Below are 15,971 nucleotides of genomic sequence, written 5' to 3' on the forward strand. Positions count from 1 at the left end.
CTAAAAAATCGAGATATGTTTACCGGAATTTTTTCTTCCTCGCTGCAGCGGAAATTTTGCGAAGGGTTTCTGTTTTTCCCTATCAAACGTTTGCGGCAGTATGGCCATTTTATTTTCAAGCAATATAAGCCCCGTTCCGGTGTAAAAGCAGTATTGGATCATCAAACGGGAAAGTTTGATTTTCATGCACGTTATGCATTTGAATTGAGCAGGTTAATAGCTGACAAAGCTATTCCGCAGGCATCGCTGGTGATAGGAAAAATGGAGGCCCTGTATGAAGTGATACGGGAAGGCACCCATAACAGCCCGGACATGTATCCGGATTTTAATGATGTGATCACCGGTTATTACCATGCAATCACAACGTACAATGGAGTGGTATTGGGAAATCTGCAGGAAGAAATGAAACCGGCATTGAAGAAAAAAGTGTCCGAGCGGATGTTCGAGGATATGGGTTATGATCATCATATTAAAGTACAGCGACTGATAAAGGAGTTTGTTGGGCAGAGTCAGGCTATTGTGGCTTTCCTGCAGAGCTGTGTGGATAAAGACTATGGTTTTCCGGCTAATTATAGCAGTCTTGAGCTGACTGACCTGATAACCGGCATCAAACAAGTGATTACTATACAACGCAATCTGATAGCCTCCTTGCAGGCATGGGGAAACGCGGATAAATTGCAGGGACGACAGGTATATTACAACTAGCATATCAATATTATACTATCACTATGTACCACCAAGCACATAATGGGCTAACAGATCTGGAATATAAACAACTGTGTAAATCCTGGAGTAAAATCCTGGAAACTTTGCGGGCAGATAATGCAGTGTTGATCAATCATTTGTCTGAAGTGCTGAAAGGAACCGCAAAAAGATCATTTATTGAAGAAGCAGAAGAGTTTCAGTTGAGCATGCTCGATAAAGAAGAAACATTAATCCTGTTGCGGCATGAGTTACGGGAGCAGCTGGACTGGCTGGAAAGTCAGCCTGCAGAGAAGGAAGCGCCGCATCAGTATGCTACGCTGAAAAGCGATATGGAACAGATGGTGCAGGAATATGAACGCATGAAAGCTGCTTTCCTGGCTTTTGTGGCAGCAGAAAGAGTATAGCTCAGTTGATCATAGCAGTGAGCTTTTTCCTGGAGAGCAGTGTGATCTGCCCTTCTTTTAACGCAATGAGTGCATCATCCCGGAAGTCGCCCAGGGTGCGGATCAGCGACTCTTTAGCTACTCCGGCTACGGCCGCCAGGTTTTCCCGGCTGATATCAATCGTAAAATCTTCCCTCCCCGCCGCATTGTATTTTTTATCCAGCATCATCAAGGCTTCCGCTACTTTTTTCCGCAACGAATTATACGCGAGCCCTATGAGTTGTTGTTCTTTTTCTGCCATATGGCTGGCGAGCAATTGTACAAACTTATGCAGCACTTCGGGGTAGCTGCCTAACAACGTTTCGAAATCTTTAGTTGGTATTACCGCCAGCAAGGTGTCTTCCATGGCCTCTGCATAGTCCTGGTAGGAGCTGCCCTCCAATAGGGCGTAATAACCAAGAAAATCGCCTTCATTGTATAAACCAACGATCAGCTCTTTACCGTCGTCGTTACGTTTATAAGTTTTTACTTTGCCCTTCAGCAGGTAGTATAAACAATCGGGGCGGTTGCCGGCCACATAAATATTTTGTTTCTTTTTGTAGTGATTTGTATTACGGCCTTCTTTCAGAGAAGATAGGAGGTCGCGCCCGGTGGTAGTGGATAGTAAGGCATCCAATCCATGTAGTCCGGAAGCTGTTTCCTGCTTTATTTCTGCGCATCTTTTCAAACGGCTTTCAATGGCGCTCAAAAGTTCTGTCCCTTCAAACGGTTTGGTGATATAATCATCTGCCCCCGATTCCATTCCTTTCCGGATATCTGTTTTTTCTGCTTTAGCAGTAAGGAAGATGAACGGTGTAGTCTGTAGTGTTTTATTTTTATGCAGCAAATGTAATACGCCATATCCATCAAGTACCGGCATCATGATATCGCATACAATCAGTGCCGGCAGGTGTTCCAGTGCCATAGACACACCTTCTTTACCGTCGGCGGCAGTGAGTACGTGGTAGTTGGCCAGTTGCAGAATTTCAGCGATGTTATCGCGGATATCCGGGTTGTCTTCAATCAGCAGTATTTTATTCACAGTTGTTAATTTTGAGGGAATGGAACGGAAACGAGAAATTCTGTGCCTTTGCCAGGTTCGCTATTACAAGCCACTGTGCCATTCATCAGTTCAGCATATTTGGCTACTATGTGCAATCCCAGGCCGGTGCCCTGAATGTTGGCAACGTTGTGGCCCCGGAAAAATCGCTCAAACAGATGTTGCCGGTCATCTTCCGAAATACCAATGCCTTTATCTTTTACAGATAATTCAAAAGTCTTTGGTCCGCATTGTGTACGGATAGAAATAACAGCTCCTTCCGGCGAAAATTTAATAGCGTTAGACACCAGGTTCATTACAATGTGTTTGAGTAACGTTGGGTCCAGATTAGCCTGTGCTGCGCCATGATGCTTATAATAAATATTTTGTAATGGTTTTTTCAGGCCTTCCATTTCACTGATAATAGTACCTACATGTTTGCCGGCATCAAAGCTGCTATGTCGTACCTGGATCTTTCCTTCTTCAATTTTTCCTACAGATAAAAAGTCGTTCAGAATATCTGTAAGCATATTTACAGAAGAGATGATGCGCTGAATATGTTTGTTCCGCCTGGACTGATCTTCTGCTGCTTCGTATTTTGAAATAAGGTAGGTAGATGATAAAATTGCACTCAGCGGTGTTCTGAATTCATGCGATGCCAGGGACACAAACCTGGATTTCAATTCATTCAGCTCTTTTTCTTTTTCCAGGGCATTCCGCAACTCCGTTTCCGCTTGTTTTCTTTTAGACATATCAATGGCAATGCCAATGTAACCAGTGATGGCGGCAGCATCGCGGACGGCAGTTACGGTGAGCGATACCGGTAAACGGCTGCCATCTTTCCGGATGTATTGCCATTCATATTCGTTGAGTAAATCCAGTTTAGCCTTGATCGTTAGTGTTTCTATGCCGGGCTCTACAGCCTGTTGTAACTGTTGCGAAAATTCTTCTGCCCGCTGGGCAACTTCTTCGGGATCGTGCAGCATCAGCGGAGTACATACATCAATCACTTCTATTGCCTTATAGCCAAGAATCCTTTCGGCAGCGGGGTTAAACCATTTGATATATCCTTCCGGGTTGATGACGATGATCATGGCACCGGCGTTGGTCCACAAACTATTGAGGAAACTGTTCATCCGCTGTAGTGTACCATCTTTAATAGCGGCCTCTTTGCGATGTATATCCAGCTCCTGCTGCGTTATCTCAGATATTTTACGGTCAGAGATGTCTATTACGTATACAATGGTGAATTGCCCTGCAGGTGTATGATGTGTACCCAAACTAACCTCTACCGGAAAAGCACTGCCATCTTTTCGCAGGCCGGATCGCTCTTCAGAATGGAGCGGTAGCAACAATTCCAGCTGGCAGCCGGTAATTTCTTCTTTCGTATAGCCAAACTGGTTAAGCAGGAATGGGTTTGCTTGTAGAATAATATAATTGCTGTCTGCTACCATAATACCGATGGTGGCATGGTTAAAAAGTACTTCAAAACCTATGTAATTGATGGAGTCATTCATACAAGCAGGTTGTCTTTTACAATGGTGCTATATAAATTTAATAATTCCCGGTGGAATAACGATGTGTTGTTCAAAATTGGAGCGTTTTGTTTGATATGAACAAAGTGTTTTTTTGTTTAATGTTTTGTTCGGGCTGCTAATTTCAATTTCCGGATTTCGCAAATAACTTTCCCGAACTCGTAAACATAAAAATTTTCCTGCCCTTACTTTTGCATTACAATCTCACACAACAATAAGATGTATAAATATTTATTCCTGCTTACCTGCATGATGCGGGTAGGGACTCTATTTGCCCAAACCGATACAACCCTTGACAGTAAAGTGTTACAGGAAGTAGTGGTAACGGCTACACGAAATGAACAATTGTTGAATAAAGTACCTATACCCGTTACCGTTATTAATAAACAACAGATACAATCTATGGGTGCAGTATTGTTACAACAGGTACTGGCAGAACAAACCGGCTTGTTCATCACTTCCAATCACGGTACCGGTGTACAGATGCAGGGACTGGAAGCGGAGTATACACTCATTCTGCTGGATGGAGAGCCGCTGATAGGCAGAACAGCCGGGACATTTGATCTGTCGAGGATGGTGGTAAGTAATATAGAAAGGATAGAGATTATTAAAGGGCCTGTTTCTTCTTTATATGGTAGCGATGCGCTGGCAGGCGTGATTAATATTATTACGAGTGCCGGAAAAAAAGAAGGCGTAACCAGCATTACCGGACGATATGGTTCCAACAGTACTTATAATATAGATGGAAGTACTAAGATTCCCTATACCAAAGGATTATTTTCTGTGAATGCTAACTATTATAACAGTAACGGCTACACGCTTGGAGGTAACACTACTTCGCCTACGGTATCTCCTTTTAAAGCCGTGACTGCTCAGTCGCGCTGGCAGCACAATTGGACAGACAAATGGCAAACAATACTATCCGGCAGATATTATGAGCAACGATACAACAGTTATTTCTCCGACAGTAAAGGAATGATAGATGATATCGGAAAAGAGAAGGACATGAACGCATCACTGAATATCAGCAATACACCAAACAAAAATTTTACACAGGTACTGCGGATGTATTATTCCCGCTATGCTACTGATGGAGAGATGCGTTATCAGCAGGATAAAAGTTCGTACGATGCTTCTTTTTTTACACAAAATTATTTAAAACCTGAATACCAGGCAGACTGGCGCATTCATCCCAAACATCAGCTCACAGCGGGTGTTGGGTATGTACACGAATCACTGGAAGCCACCCGTTACGATGACAAGATGGCTTTTAATACCGGGTATGTATTTTTACAGGAAAACTGGAAACCAACGGATGCCCTGAATATATTAGTGGGTGGACGTTTCGATACACATAATCAATATCCATCGCAGTTCAGCCCCAAACTATCTATATCCTATCAGATAAACCCTGCCTGGCGTATACTGGGTTCCGTAGGTCGGGGCTACCGTGCCCCCGACTTCCGGCAGTTGTACCTGCATTTCAATAATGCCGCTGTTGGATATACGGTGGTGGGTACAAAGCTGGCAGCAGATATTTTGCAGGAGATGCAACAACAGGGACAGATTAAAAAGGTGAACATCGATCCTGCACAGTTGAAAGACCTGAATGCCGAAAGCTCCTGGTCGTACAACCTGGGTGTACAGGGCAATCCGTTTGTTCATTCCACCGCTAAGGTGAATTTCTTCTACAACAAAGTGAATAACCTGATTGATACCCGCGCCATCGCAGTAAAAACAAACGACCTCGCAGTATATAGTTATGTGAATGTAAATCGTATTACTACCTGGGGCGCAGAAGTAGAGTTAGGACAAACCATTGGTAAGTACTGGCAGATCGCCGGCGGCTATCAGTATTTACGTACCCGTGATAATGACCTGTTTGAAAAAGTAAAGAGGGGAGAAGTATATACCAAAGATGCAACTACCAAAGAAACCCGCGCACTCACCCGCAGCGAGTATTTCGGATTGTTTAACCGCTCACACCATGCGGCTAATCTCAAAATTGCGTATATCCATTCCCGTTTGGGGATAGATGCCAACGCACGTGTATTATACCGCAGTAAATATGGATTTACTGATGAGAATGGCAATAATACACCCGACACCAAAAGCGAATTTGTACCCGGGTATGCCACCGTAAACCTGGCAGCTGCCAAATCCTTATTCCATCAGCAGCTGCGGCTACAGGCTACACTGGAAAACCTTTTTAATTACACTGATCCGCAACATATTCCAATAATGCCAGGGCGCATATATACAACGGGCTTCACCTGGACATTCCGTCATTAAACCACTAAATATTAATTACCTATATGAAAAAGCAACATTTTATTTTGGGCACCATAGCGCTGTCCCTCTCTGTACTGGCTTCCTGTAGCAAAAATGATAATGATAAAGCAGCACCAGTTAAGCCGGCTATCGTTTCTACTACTGTTGTAAACCTGGATGCAGATGCCGCCAACAAAGGCACATTCACCTTGTACAGCCTGGCAGATAACAAAATAATTCCTAACAGCGATTCCGCTACCACCAAATGGGATATAGGCTTTAAAGCTACCACACTGATCATTAACGGTGGCAGCAGTGGCCCGGGTAAAGCAACAGCACAGGTGGTAACCGGCATATACAATAACCTAACGCTGGCACCGGAAGATGGTTATGTGACAGATGCAACCGCAAAAAAAGCGATCACCGGCTGGTATTCCTATAACATGACTACGCATATCATTTCACCGGTTACCGGTGCTTTCATTGTATTGAAAACCGCTAACGGTAATTATGCAAAGCTGGAGATCAGCAGCTATTATAAAGATGCACCAGCCACACCTACGGAAACAGCTGTGAGTCGCCACTATAATTTCAGATATGTGTATCAGCCTGATGGTACCCGCAATTTTAAATAACCTACTCAATTATAAATTTTCATGAAAAATATTATCGCATTAACGATCGCAGGTGCCTGCATGGCGCTGGGTGCAACTGCCCAGAAAAAGACGAATGATAAACTATCGCAGGATAAGGCTGCCATCAAAGACATGTGTGGTTGCCACGAAGTAACCTTTGAATACACTGAAACTTTTCCGGGAGATACCACGTATAAACCTAAAGGGTATCATAAAATAACGGATGCTATAGAATACATCACAGTGGCGGATGAAAGCAGCAGCCGTATTGTATTGCAACATTTACTGGTAGCAGGCGGAGATGTGATCAAACATTGGACGGAAGACTGGCAATATGAAAACCAGGCATTACTCGCCTATGACCAGGACAATCAGTGGAAAAAGATACAGCTGCCTGCTGCGCAGGTAAAAGGGCAGTGGACACAAAAAGTATTTGGTGTGGATGATGAGCCCCGTTACGAAGGGACTGCTACCTGGGTACATGCCGATGGCCGTCATTATTGGGAAGCCAGCAGTGATGCACCTTTGCCCCGCCGGGAATATACCACCCGTAAGGATTATAACGTACTACACCGTACTAATCATCATGAAATTACCGCCAATGGTAGTATTCACGAACAGGATAACCAGAAAGTGGTAAGAGCAAACGGACAGGATAAAGTTATTGTTGGTGAAAAAGGCTTGAATACCTACGCCCGCGTAGACGAAACTAAATGCCGGCAGGCAAAGGAATGGTGGGAACAAAATAAAGCATTCTGGGCGCTGGTGCGTAAAGGATGGGATAAGGTATACGGTGCTAACAGCACTATCAACTTACAAAAGAAAGTTAATAACGAACCATTATATAAAGTGATGATGGTGCTGGAGAAAAAGGCACTGCAAAAGGAATTGAGTGGCGAAGCCCTGGAAAAAGAAATAGGGAGCACGTTGCAACAGTTCGCCACCGCTAAAGATGTGAGTTTAAAACGATAAACGAGTGGATAAGAAAGAACCGCAGCTATTCCTGGCTGCGGTTTCTTTTTATTATCTGTTAAAGGCGTTATAACGGCTGATCAGTGTATCGTAATTACCATTCAGTGATTCGATATTGCTATCTGTTAACGCACCTTTTTCTTTCGCATCGCGCATGATCTTTTTTGCATTGAGCAGGAAATCATGATAGCTGGTGTAAAAGGAGTCGAAGGAAGCATCGTTGTGTTCTTTAGCGGCGTTGGTTTTATCTATTTTTGCATGTTCAGCTTGTGCTTTTTCCATTGCATCGTAAGCTGCCTGCGCCTTGTCGCTGATCTTATTATAATCATTTCCGCCATCTTCCAGTATGTTGATGAATTCACATACTGATTTCATATCGGCTTTCATGGCCAGTATATAGTCTTTCAACGGGCTATCTTTCAATATCACGGCTTCGCTGGCATCTGCCACCTCATTTACTTTCTTTATCAGTACTGTTTTTTGTGCATATAGCGACTGTATATTGTTACGTACAGAATCTACCAGGGCATATCCTTTTGCACCTTTATCATCTTTGAAGTCCTGTGCTATCAGGTAGTCCTGCAACAGCTTGTACGATGCGCCTACATTCTTGTAGGTAGCTTGCCAGCCGGCTACTTTTTCTTTAAAGAATTGTTGGTCTGCTTTGCTTAAAGCATCTACCGGCTTGTCTACTGTTACCTTGGAAGGGTTAAAGGACGGTATGTCCATAGGCGGTATAACGCCGCTGAATGCAAATGCGTCGGTTGGGTTTTTTAGTCCTTTTTCAATAATATCCAGATTGCCTAATATACGGCTGGTGTAATTATTGCTTTTGTTTGACATATCTACGAGCAGGTTGGTGTATTCAATCACCTGACTGGCACTTGATGCAGATTTTTCTGCATAGGCGGCGGCTCCTTCTTTACTGCTGTTATTGCAGGATATGGATGTTGTTATCAGGGCTATGCTTACAGCAGCGCAGAAAATAGATTTTTTCATGTTTTTAAAGATATTTTATTCGGATTAAACAATTACACGTTTTAGCGTGTAGGGGTAATTTGTGGGGCAAAGATATTTTTTCAGATGGAAATAAAAAAAATGTATTCTGATATGTCTGTTTAGCAGACCTTTTTTATACCACAATATTACTTTACATTTCCGTATCAATTAAAATCTTGCCTTATGGAAATTAAAGCCATTATTACCGGCTGCACCGGTATGGTAGGTGAAGGTGTCCTGCATGAATGTTTACAACATCCGGATGTAAAGGAAATATTGGTAATTAACCGCAAACCGTGTGGCATAACGCATCCTAAGCTGAAAGAAATTATCCATAATAATTTTTACGACCTGTTGCCTGTTGCAACACAGCTGCATGGCTACAATGCAGGTTACTTTTGTTTGGGTGTATCATCAGTAGGTATGAAGGAAGATGCTTACGCACATGTAACATATGATCTCACCATGGAAGTGGCCAATACATTGGCAGCCTTGAATCCGGAGATGACTTTTTGTTATGTATCCGGTAGTGGTACAGATAGTACTGGGCGGGGCCGCAGCATGTGGGCAAGGGTAAAAGGTAAAACAGAAAATGGATTGCTGAAGTTGCCGTTCAGGGCGGTTTTTATGTTTCGTCCGGCATATATGCATCCTACCAAAGGCATGCAGCATACGCAAAAGTATTATAAGACATTGAGTTGGATGTATCCTTTTTTTCGTAAATTTTTTCCGCAGTATGTATCTACATTAGCAGAATTGGGACAAGCCATGATCAATGTTACCATATACGGATACCCTAAAAAAGTATTGGAAGTGAAGGATATAGTGGCCGCGGCAGCCATAACAGGAAAATAAGAACAATGAACATAAAAAGATTTTTAGTCCACGGTATTTGCTGCATCAGCATCAGCAGCTACGCGCAGTTTAAAGACCCGCGTCCGGTGAAACCGCTCCCCAACATTATTGTATTCCTGGTAGATGATATGGGTTGGGAAGATACTTCCGTACCCTTCTGGAACCAGCTAACGGTATTGAATAAACGTTATCGTACACCCAATATGGAACGCCTGGCCAGTGAGGGAATGAAGTTTACCAATGCATACGCTACACCTGTTTGTACGCCTTCACGGGTGAGTATGATCACCGGTATGAATGCGGCACATCATGGTGTCACCAACTGGACTTCCCCCCGTAAAGATATTCCTGCTGATGCGCCGGATGATGAGCTGGGAGCAGCTCCCTGGATGATTAATGGATTGAGCCCGGTGCAGGGAATAGCCAACACCGTGTATGCTACGCCGTTACCTTCCCTGTTAAAGGCGGCCGGTTATTATACCATTCATGCGGGTAAAGCACATTGGGGCGCTATGGGCACTCCGGGAGCAAATCCATATAATATGGGCTTCCTGGTAAATATTGCCGGTCATGCTGCCGGCCACCCGCAAAGCTATTTATCAGAAGAAAATTATGGTAATATGCCCGGAAAGGCCACGGCACAAGCGGTGCCGGACCTGGAAGAGTATTACGGCAGCGGTATTTTCCTCACGGAAGCACTTACACGCGAAGCCCTCAAAGCATTGGAAGAACCTATACGTCGTCATCAGCCATTTTATTTATACCTCGCGCATTATGCGGTGCATGCCCCCCTGCAGGCCGATAAAAACTACTATCAACGATACCTCGCTATGGGGCTGGATACAGCGGAGGCACAATATGCCAGCATGATTGAAGGCATGGATAAAAGTTTGGGTGAAGTGATGGATTATCTTCACACACAAAAGATTGACGGTAATACTATCATTATGTTCATGAGTGATAACGGCGGTTTAAGTCTGGCGCCTCCCCGTGGCGGCCGGCCACATACCCAGAACCTGCCGCTGCGTGCCGGCAAAGGCTCCGTATATGAAGGTGGTATCCGCGAGCCCATGCTGGTAAAATGGCCTGGCGTAACCCAGGCCGGTAGCGTAACAGACCAACCCATTATCATTGAAGATTATTTTCCTGCTATCCTGGAGATGGCCGGTATAAAACTATATGATGCTGTGCAAACCGTGGATGGTAAAAGTTTTGTGCCCCTGTTAAAACAACCGGCACGCGTAGATAGTACCCGTAGCTTTGTTTGGCACTATCCCAATAAATGGATACCTGATGATGGCCCGGGCATTAATTACAAAAGCGCTTTGCGGCAAGGCCGCTGGAAGGTGGTATATGATCAGCGATCCGGTGCTGCGGAGCTATATGATCTGCAAACAGATATTGGTGAACAAAAGGATCTGGCCAGGCGGGAGCCGCAAAAAGTGAAGGCACTGCTCGCCTTGCTTTCGCAACAACTACAGCAGTGGCATGCGCCTATGCCGGTGATAAAGGCAACAGGAAAGCCGTTGCCATGGCCTGGTGCAGGAGGACTATAAATTTACTGGTAACCTGGGGGATAGCACTATACTTTGAATACATTGCAACACTTATCTTTGTTACTCGTTACTTAACAGTGTAACAGTTGTAGGTTATCAGAAGACTGGAATAATCCTATCCCGGGTCCAAATAAAAAAATGCGGTGCTATTGGCGCCGCATTTTTTGTTTTTAGAACAGATTACACCTGCACACCTGCAGAAAAAAATTAGGTCATCCCCTGAAAAATTAGTTACTTCACGTTAAATTGACGCAATCAAATATGAAGCGCTTTCACGAATATAAAAATCCCTCTCTGGCAGTAGATCTGGTGGTATTTGGTTATCACAATAATACCTTGTCTGTGCTGCTGCTAAACAGGAAGGAAGCGCCTTTCAGGGATTGCTGGACACTGCCCGGAGGTTTCCTGCAAATGGAAGAAACCTTCCTGTATACCTGCTCCCGCATCCTGCAAACAAAGCTGGGCATGGATGGCGTTTTCCTGGAGCAATTATATTCTTTTGATGACCCGGACAGAGATCCCCGTGGCCGCGTAATTGCAGTAGGGTACTATGCGCTGATTAATCCCGCTAAATTTCAGGTGGTAGCCGGTAGCATGGCTAACGATGTGAAGTGGTTCAATGTAAGAAAACTGCCCGTGCTGGGCTTCGATCACAAACAAATCTTCCAACAGGCATTACAACGCCTGAAATCAAAAATACTGTACTATCCGGTAGGCTTCGAATTGCTGGACGACCTGTTTACTATCACAGAGCTGCATGAATTATATGAATGCATCCTGCATACCACCATCGACCGGAGAAATTTCAGGAGAAAAATACTCGATGCGGAATACGTAATTAATACCGGCATGAAGCGGGAAGGATTGAAGAACAGGCATCCGGAACTATACAAGTTTAACAAACAATTGAAGAAAAATAACTTTCAGATTAATATCTCCACTGAATAATATGTACTATGGAAAAATACCTGTATTCCCCCGGAATTTTTACCCTGAAAAATTTCCTCTCTCCGCAGGAATGTGTGGCGCTCATCGGAAAAAGTGAAGCCATGGGATATGAAGAAGCCACAGTAGACGTGGGTTCCGGCGTGCAACGTATGATCAAAGGTGTACGAAATAATGAAAGGGTATTGTATAAGGAGGAAGCATATGCTACCTTTATCTGGGATCGCCTGAAAAATTTTGCACCGGAAGGAGCAGATAACCGGGTAGCCATTGGTGTAAATGAGTTATTCCGCTTTTATAAATATAGTCCGGGTCAGCGTTTTAAAATGCACAGGGACGGCAGTTTTGAGCGGAATCAATTTGAAGCCAGTCAATATACTTTTATGATTTATCTGAATGAAACGTATACCGGTGGTGAAACACTGTTTGCCTCCGGTGAGGTGATTCGTCCGGAAACCGGTACGGCATTGATTTTTCATCATCCGTTACGACATGAAGGAACATTGCTGACAGCTGGTGTGAAGTACGTGCTCAGAACAGATATAATGTACAAACAAATTAACACATGTCCGCAACCTACGTCATAGGTGATATACACGGTGCGCTGAAAGCCTTGCAGCAACTGATAAAGAGAATTGCGCCGGCAAAAGAAGATACGTTTATTTTTTTAGGCGACTATGTAGATGGTTGGTCCGAATCAGCCGGAGTGGTTGCTTACCTGATGGAACTGGAACAGCAACATCGCTGTATTTTTATGAAAGGCAATCATGATGCCTGGTGCGAGTTGTGGCTAAAAGGCATTTCACCGGGTGAGCTATGGCTGAAGCAGGGCGGATCCGCTACCGTTAAAAGTTATGAAGCGCTGTCAAAGGAACAAAAGCAGGTACATCTTGCTTTTTATAACAGGCTGCTGAATTTTTATGAAGATGGACAACAACGGCTCTTTATACATGGAGGATTTACCTCTCTCCGCGGACCTGCCAATGATCGTTATGAAGGCAGCTGGTATTGGGACAGAACCCTTTGGGAGTTGGCCCTGGCTACAGATAAGCGACTACATAAAAATTCCGTTTATTATCCTGAGCGGTTATTATTGTATGAAGAAATCTTTATCGGACATACCCCCACTATTTTTTACAATGAATTTATGCCGATGAAAGCCATGAATGTAAATAATATAGATACAGGTGCCGCCTATACCGGCAAGATCTCCGCCATGAACATTAACACAAAAAAAGTATGGCAAAGCGATACGGTACAATCATTATATCCAAATGAAAAAGGCCGGAACATATAGGTGTTACCCTTTACATTCCGGCACTTTAATTTATAGGATAATTACTTATTGAATCACTTCGGACATTCCCTGCATGCCCGCGCCCATATTCTTCCGCTTAAACAGGCCGGCATCTATTTTACCAAATCTGTAAGCAAAGTTCAGACGGATCATTTGCGGATCACGTAAACGGCTGTAGTACTGTGTAAAATAAGGGCTCTCAGAATACTGATCCGTTTTACGGCTTCTGAAAATATCATTTACACTCAGTGTTACGGAAGCCGCATTATTTTTCAGGAAACTCTTCTTGATGGCTGCATCTACGCCATAGAAAGAAGCAATATAACCCTGAGAAGCGTTCTGCGACTGCTGCATCATCGGACCACCCTGTCCGCCTTTATTATCATTTACCGGTAAATTGGTTTTGGACTGATAAGTACCGGTTAATTGTATTTCAAAGCTGGCCGGCAGTTTGAAAGTACTGTTGGCCTTACCAAACCAGCTCCACATCGCGTCCTGCGACTGCCCCACACTGCTCGTATTAATCTTTGAATTATAAATATTCACGTTACCGGTAACTGTCCACCATTTAGTCAGTGTATTCATGGTCGTTAGTTCCGCACCTGTTGAGTAGCTGGAATTAGCGTTGATGTAAGTGTTTATCAGCAATTCGCTGCCACTCACCGGATCTGTTTCCTTGGTGAGGTAACGGGTGATCAGGTTGTCGGTATGTTTATAGTAGATAGACGCCAGGAAGGTATTGTTGCCCTTAAACGTTTTCAGGTACGACATTTCCACGGACTGTGTAAACTCAGGCACCAGACCTGGATTACCTTTGGTGATATTGAGTTTATCAGTAGAATCTGTAAACGGTATCAGCTGGAAAAAGTTAGGACGATTGATCCTGCGTGTATAACTTATCTGCAATTCCTGCTGCTGCTTCAGCTTCTGGCTTAAAAACAGGGAAGGGAATAAACTTACCGGGTAGCTGTTTTTAAAATGCTGTTTTAGATTGATCAGCTCACCGGTGTAGTCGGAGCTTTCTGCACGCAAACCTACTTTATAGCCAAAATTATGAATGGTATTGGATAAGCTGACATACGCCGCATATACGTTATCACTGTTTTTATAATTGTTGGAAGCAGCTGGTATCAACACATAGTCCTGTTTGCCGTGATCATATGTATAGTTATTAAAGTTGGTTTTGGTGTCGCGGATGGAAGCGCGCAAACCAGTTTCCAGCTTCAGTTTATTGGCAAATGGTTTCACATAATCCGTTTGAATGGTCATGAAGCTGATGGAGCCACCACCCAGGATTTGCTGCATGTCATTGCCAACAATGTTATTGTTGTTGTAGTGATTTGTATTGTAATGCGAATTGTTGTCGCTTTTTCCACCAAAGTAATTGAAATCGGCAGTGAGTTCTTCGCCTTCTTTAGGGAACAGGTGCTTCATACCAAGTACCAGGCCGTTGGCGTTGAACTTGTTGTTGGAAGAGGAAGTACGCTGACTGTAACCAGGGCGGTGACCTTCTTTATAAAGACTATCACTGTTGATGTCGATGATCTCCGTTGGATTCATTTCGCCATGTACTTTAATGCCGGCAATTGACAAAGTAGTACGGTTGGAAACAAAATAATCCAGTCCCAGTTTACCGAAAACAAAGCCGCCATTGGTTCTGTTGGCGTTATCCTGGTTGATGAGTGTAGGTGGATTGTCTGAAAAATTATTACGTTCAGTAGTCCCTGTAGTACGGCCTTTCATCTGGTTGCCCATTACGCTCGCCGTGATGTTTACCTTATCCTGGCGCAGGTTGAAGTCGGCGCCACCATTTAAGGCACCGCGTTTATCCACGCCAGCGCGGAGGTTACCATTGTAGCCTGTCTTGCGGTTCTTTTTCAGCACAATGTTCAGGATACCGGCACTACCACCGGAAGCATCGTATTTAGCGGAAGGATTGGTAATTACTTCTACATTTTCGATCGCATCGGCGGGGATCTGTTCCAGCGTGAGGGTAGTAGGACGACCATCAATGTACAATTGCGGAGCACTGTTACGGAGTGTTACATTTCCGTCGATGTCCACATTTACAGAAGGTACGTTTTTCATTACATCGAGGGCAGTACCACCGGCGCTCACGATATTTTTTTCCACATTGAATACCTTTTTATCGATATCCATTTGCATGATAGGTTTGGTGCCGGCCACTGTAACGCCTTGCAGCTGTGTGGTGCTTACTGCGAGTTTGATGTTACCGAGGTCCTTGTCGAAAGGAGGAAATGAAACGGCCTGGTCATAGGTTTTATACCCGGTGGCCGTAATTCTCAGCTTCAGCGGTCCTCTGCCTGGTAGTTCTTCCAGGCTGAATTCGCCATTACCTTTGGTGAGCGCACCTTTCAGCAGTACTTCTTTCATTTTTTTAGCAACCGTATCCATGCGGTTTTGCAGGATGATAACGGAGGCATAGTTTACAGGTTTTCCGTCGGGGTCTATTACTTTCCCATAAATGTGCCCATTATTTCCCATTGGCATTCTGGGGCCACCCGCACCGGCAGGAGCCTGGGCCTGTGTACTCATTGAAAGCAAAAACAGGGTGATAAACAAGTAGATCTTTTGCATTTTATTATAAATTCTGATGATGCAAAAGTATGAAGTGATACGCACTCTTTTCAGGAAATGAGATGAGCGGGTAAAATGTTGCTACGAAAGGTGAGGAGCAGCAAGCTGCTGAAATTTTCTTTCTCCCGATTAGACTGATTAT

14 protein-coding genes are annotated in these 15,971 nt (G+C 44.0%); 10 read left to right on the plus strand and 4 right to left on the minus strand.

Features of this window, described 5'->3' with window-relative positions; all coding sequences use genetic code 11:
* The first annotated feature begins 15 nt into the window (after nucleotides 1-15).
* Both CLV51_RS11975 and CLV51_RS11980 read left to right on the plus strand, forming a co-directional pair.
* Nucleotides 16-705, plus strand: coding sequence for a hypothetical protein (locus tag CLV51_RS11975; protein ID WP_106528263.1), 690 nt, complete (start codon nucleotides 16-18; stop codon nucleotides 703-705).
* 23 nt (nucleotides 706-728) lie between these two features.
* Nucleotides 729-1,109 (plus strand): hypothetical protein, encoded by a 381-nt coding sequence (locus CLV51_RS11980; protein ID WP_106528264.1) that lies wholly within the window; start codon nucleotides 729-731, stop codon nucleotides 1,107-1,109.
* Nucleotide 1,110: 1 nt separating this feature from the next.
* Here CLV51_RS11980 and CLV51_RS11985 read toward each other — a convergent pair whose 3' ends face one another.
* Nucleotides 1,111-2,169, minus strand: coding sequence for a response regulator (locus tag CLV51_RS11985; protein WP_106528265.1), 1,059 nt, complete (start codon nucleotides 2,167-2,169; stop codon nucleotides 1,111-1,113).
* 5 nt (nucleotides 2,170-2,174) lie between these two features.
* Nucleotides 2,175-3,683 (minus strand): sensor histidine kinase, encoded by a 1,509-nt coding sequence (locus CLV51_RS11990; RefSeq protein ID WP_106528266.1) that lies wholly within the window; start codon nucleotides 3,681-3,683, stop codon nucleotides 2,175-2,177.
* Between the two features lie 237 nt (nucleotides 3,684-3,920).
* Here CLV51_RS11990 and CLV51_RS11995 point away from each other — a divergent pair, with 237 nt between their 5' ends.
* Genes CLV51_RS11995 through CLV51_RS12005 form a run of 3 tightly spaced genes read left to right on the plus strand, consistent with a single transcriptional unit; the run spans nucleotide 3,921 to nucleotide 7,579 of the window.
* Nucleotides 3,921-5,993, plus strand: a complete 2,073-nt coding sequence (locus tag CLV51_RS11995) for a TonB-dependent receptor plug domain-containing protein (protein ID WP_106528267.1) — start codon at nucleotides 3,921-3,923, stop codon at nucleotides 5,991-5,993.
* A gap of 23 nt (nucleotides 5,994-6,016) precedes the next feature.
* Complete coding sequence (locus tag CLV51_RS12000) at nucleotides 6,017-6,607, plus strand: HmuY family protein (RefSeq protein ID WP_106528268.1); 591 nt, start codon at nucleotides 6,017-6,019, stop codon at nucleotides 6,605-6,607.
* A 21-nt stretch (nucleotides 6,608-6,628) separates the two neighbouring features.
* Entirely contained in the window at nucleotides 6,629-7,579 is a 951-nt protein-coding gene (locus CLV51_RS12005) for a DUF6607 family protein (protein ID WP_106528269.1), read from the plus strand.
* Between the two features lie 51 nt (nucleotides 7,580-7,630).
* On the opposite strand, the gene CLV51_RS12010 is transcribed toward CLV51_RS12005, so the two are convergent.
* Nucleotides 7,631-8,578, minus strand: a complete 948-nt coding sequence (locus CLV51_RS12010; RefSeq protein WP_106528270.1) for a YiiG family protein — start codon at nucleotides 8,576-8,578, stop codon at nucleotides 7,631-7,633.
* Between the two features lie 183 nt (nucleotides 8,579-8,761).
* Between CLV51_RS12010 and CLV51_RS12015 the strand changes: the two genes are divergently transcribed.
* The 5 genes from CLV51_RS12015 (at nucleotide 8,762) to CLV51_RS12035 (ending at nucleotide 13,231) form a co-directional block, all read left to right on the plus strand.
* On the plus strand, nucleotides 8,762-9,433 hold the full coding sequence (locus tag CLV51_RS12015) for a Rossmann-fold NAD(P)-binding domain-containing protein (RefSeq protein WP_106528271.1): 672 nt from the start codon (nucleotides 8,762-8,764) through the stop codon (nucleotides 9,431-9,433).
* Nucleotides 9,434-9,438: 5 nt separating this feature from the next.
* Nucleotides 9,439-10,989 carry a sulfatase gene (locus CLV51_RS12020; protein ID WP_106528272.1) on the plus strand — a complete coding sequence of 517 codons (1,551 nt, stop codon included), beginning with the start codon at nucleotides 9,439-9,441 and terminating at the stop codon, nucleotides 10,987-10,989.
* A gap of 261 nt (nucleotides 10,990-11,250) precedes the next feature.
* A complete protein-coding gene (locus CLV51_RS12025; RefSeq protein ID WP_106528273.1) occupies nucleotides 11,251-11,937 on the plus strand; it encodes an NUDIX hydrolase in 687 nt (228 codons plus the stop codon).
* A gap of 8 nt (nucleotides 11,938-11,945) precedes the next feature.
* On the plus strand, nucleotides 11,946-12,521 hold the full coding sequence (locus CLV51_RS12030) for a 2OG-Fe(II) oxygenase (protein ID WP_106528274.1): 576 nt from the start codon (nucleotides 11,946-11,948) through the stop codon (nucleotides 12,519-12,521).
* A complete protein-coding gene (locus tag CLV51_RS12035) occupies nucleotides 12,500-13,231 on the plus strand; it encodes a metallophosphoesterase (RefSeq protein WP_106528275.1) in 732 nt (243 codons plus the stop codon). Before CLV51_RS12030 ends, CLV51_RS12035 begins: the two co-directional genes overlap by 22 nt.
* Before the next feature lie 45 nt (nucleotides 13,232-13,276).
* Here CLV51_RS12035 and CLV51_RS12040 read toward each other — a convergent pair whose 3' ends face one another.
* Nucleotides 13,277-15,829, minus strand: a complete 2,553-nt coding sequence (locus CLV51_RS12040) for an outer membrane beta-barrel protein (RefSeq protein ID WP_106528276.1) — start codon at nucleotides 15,827-15,829, stop codon at nucleotides 13,277-13,279.
* Between the last annotated feature and the right edge of the window lie 142 nt (nucleotides 15,830-15,971).

Origin of the sequence: Chitinophaga niastensis, from assembly GCF_003014755.1 — a bacterium.
Classification (GTDB): Bacteria; Bacteroidota; Bacteroidia; order Chitinophagales; family Chitinophagaceae; genus Chitinophaga; species Chitinophaga niastensis.

What these genes read in the sequence shown, in the direction of transcription:
- CLV51_RS11975 (WP_106528263.1), top strand. Translation starts at nt 16, where the DNA reads ATGTTTACCGGAATTTTTTCTTCCTCGCTGCAGCGGAAATTTTGCGAA.
- CLV51_RS11980 (WP_106528264.1), top strand. Translation starts at nt 729, where the DNA reads ATGTACCACCAAGCACATAATGGGCTAACAGATCTGGAATATAAACAA.
- CLV51_RS11990 (WP_106528266.1), bottom strand. Translation starts at nt 3,683, where the DNA reads ATGAATGACTCCATCAATTACATAGGTTTTGAAGTACTTTTTAACCAT.
- CLV51_RS11995 (WP_106528267.1), top strand. Translation starts at nt 3,921, where the DNA reads ATGTATAAATATTTATTCCTGCTTACCTGCATGATGCGGGTAGGGACT.
- CLV51_RS12000 (WP_106528268.1), top strand. Translation starts at nt 6,017, where the DNA reads ATGAAAAAGCAACATTTTATTTTGGGCACCATAGCGCTGTCCCTCTCT.
- CLV51_RS12005 (WP_106528269.1), top strand. Translation starts at nt 6,629, where the DNA reads ATGAAAAATATTATCGCATTAACGATCGCAGGTGCCTGCATGGCGCTG.
- CLV51_RS12010 (WP_106528270.1), bottom strand. Translation starts at nt 8,578, where the DNA reads ATGAAAAAATCTATTTTCTGCGCTGCTGTAAGCATAGCCCTGATAACA.
- CLV51_RS12015 (WP_106528271.1), top strand. Translation starts at nt 8,762, where the DNA reads ATGGAAATTAAAGCCATTATTACCGGCTGCACCGGTATGGTAGGTGAA.
- CLV51_RS12020 (WP_106528272.1), top strand. Translation starts at nt 9,439, where the DNA reads ATGAACATAAAAAGATTTTTAGTCCACGGTATTTGCTGCATCAGCATC.
- CLV51_RS12025 (WP_106528273.1), top strand. Translation starts at nt 11,251, where the DNA reads ATGAAGCGCTTTCACGAATATAAAAATCCCTCTCTGGCAGTAGATCTG.
- CLV51_RS12030 (WP_106528274.1), top strand. Translation starts at nt 11,946, where the DNA reads ATGGAAAAATACCTGTATTCCCCCGGAATTTTTACCCTGAAAAATTTC.
- CLV51_RS12035 (WP_106528275.1), top strand. Translation starts at nt 12,500, where the DNA reads ATGTCCGCAACCTACGTCATAGGTGATATACACGGTGCGCTGAAAGCC.
- CLV51_RS12040 (WP_106528276.1), bottom strand. Translation starts at nt 15,829, where the DNA reads ATGCAAAAGATCTACTTGTTTATCACCCTGTTTTTGCTTTCAATGAGT.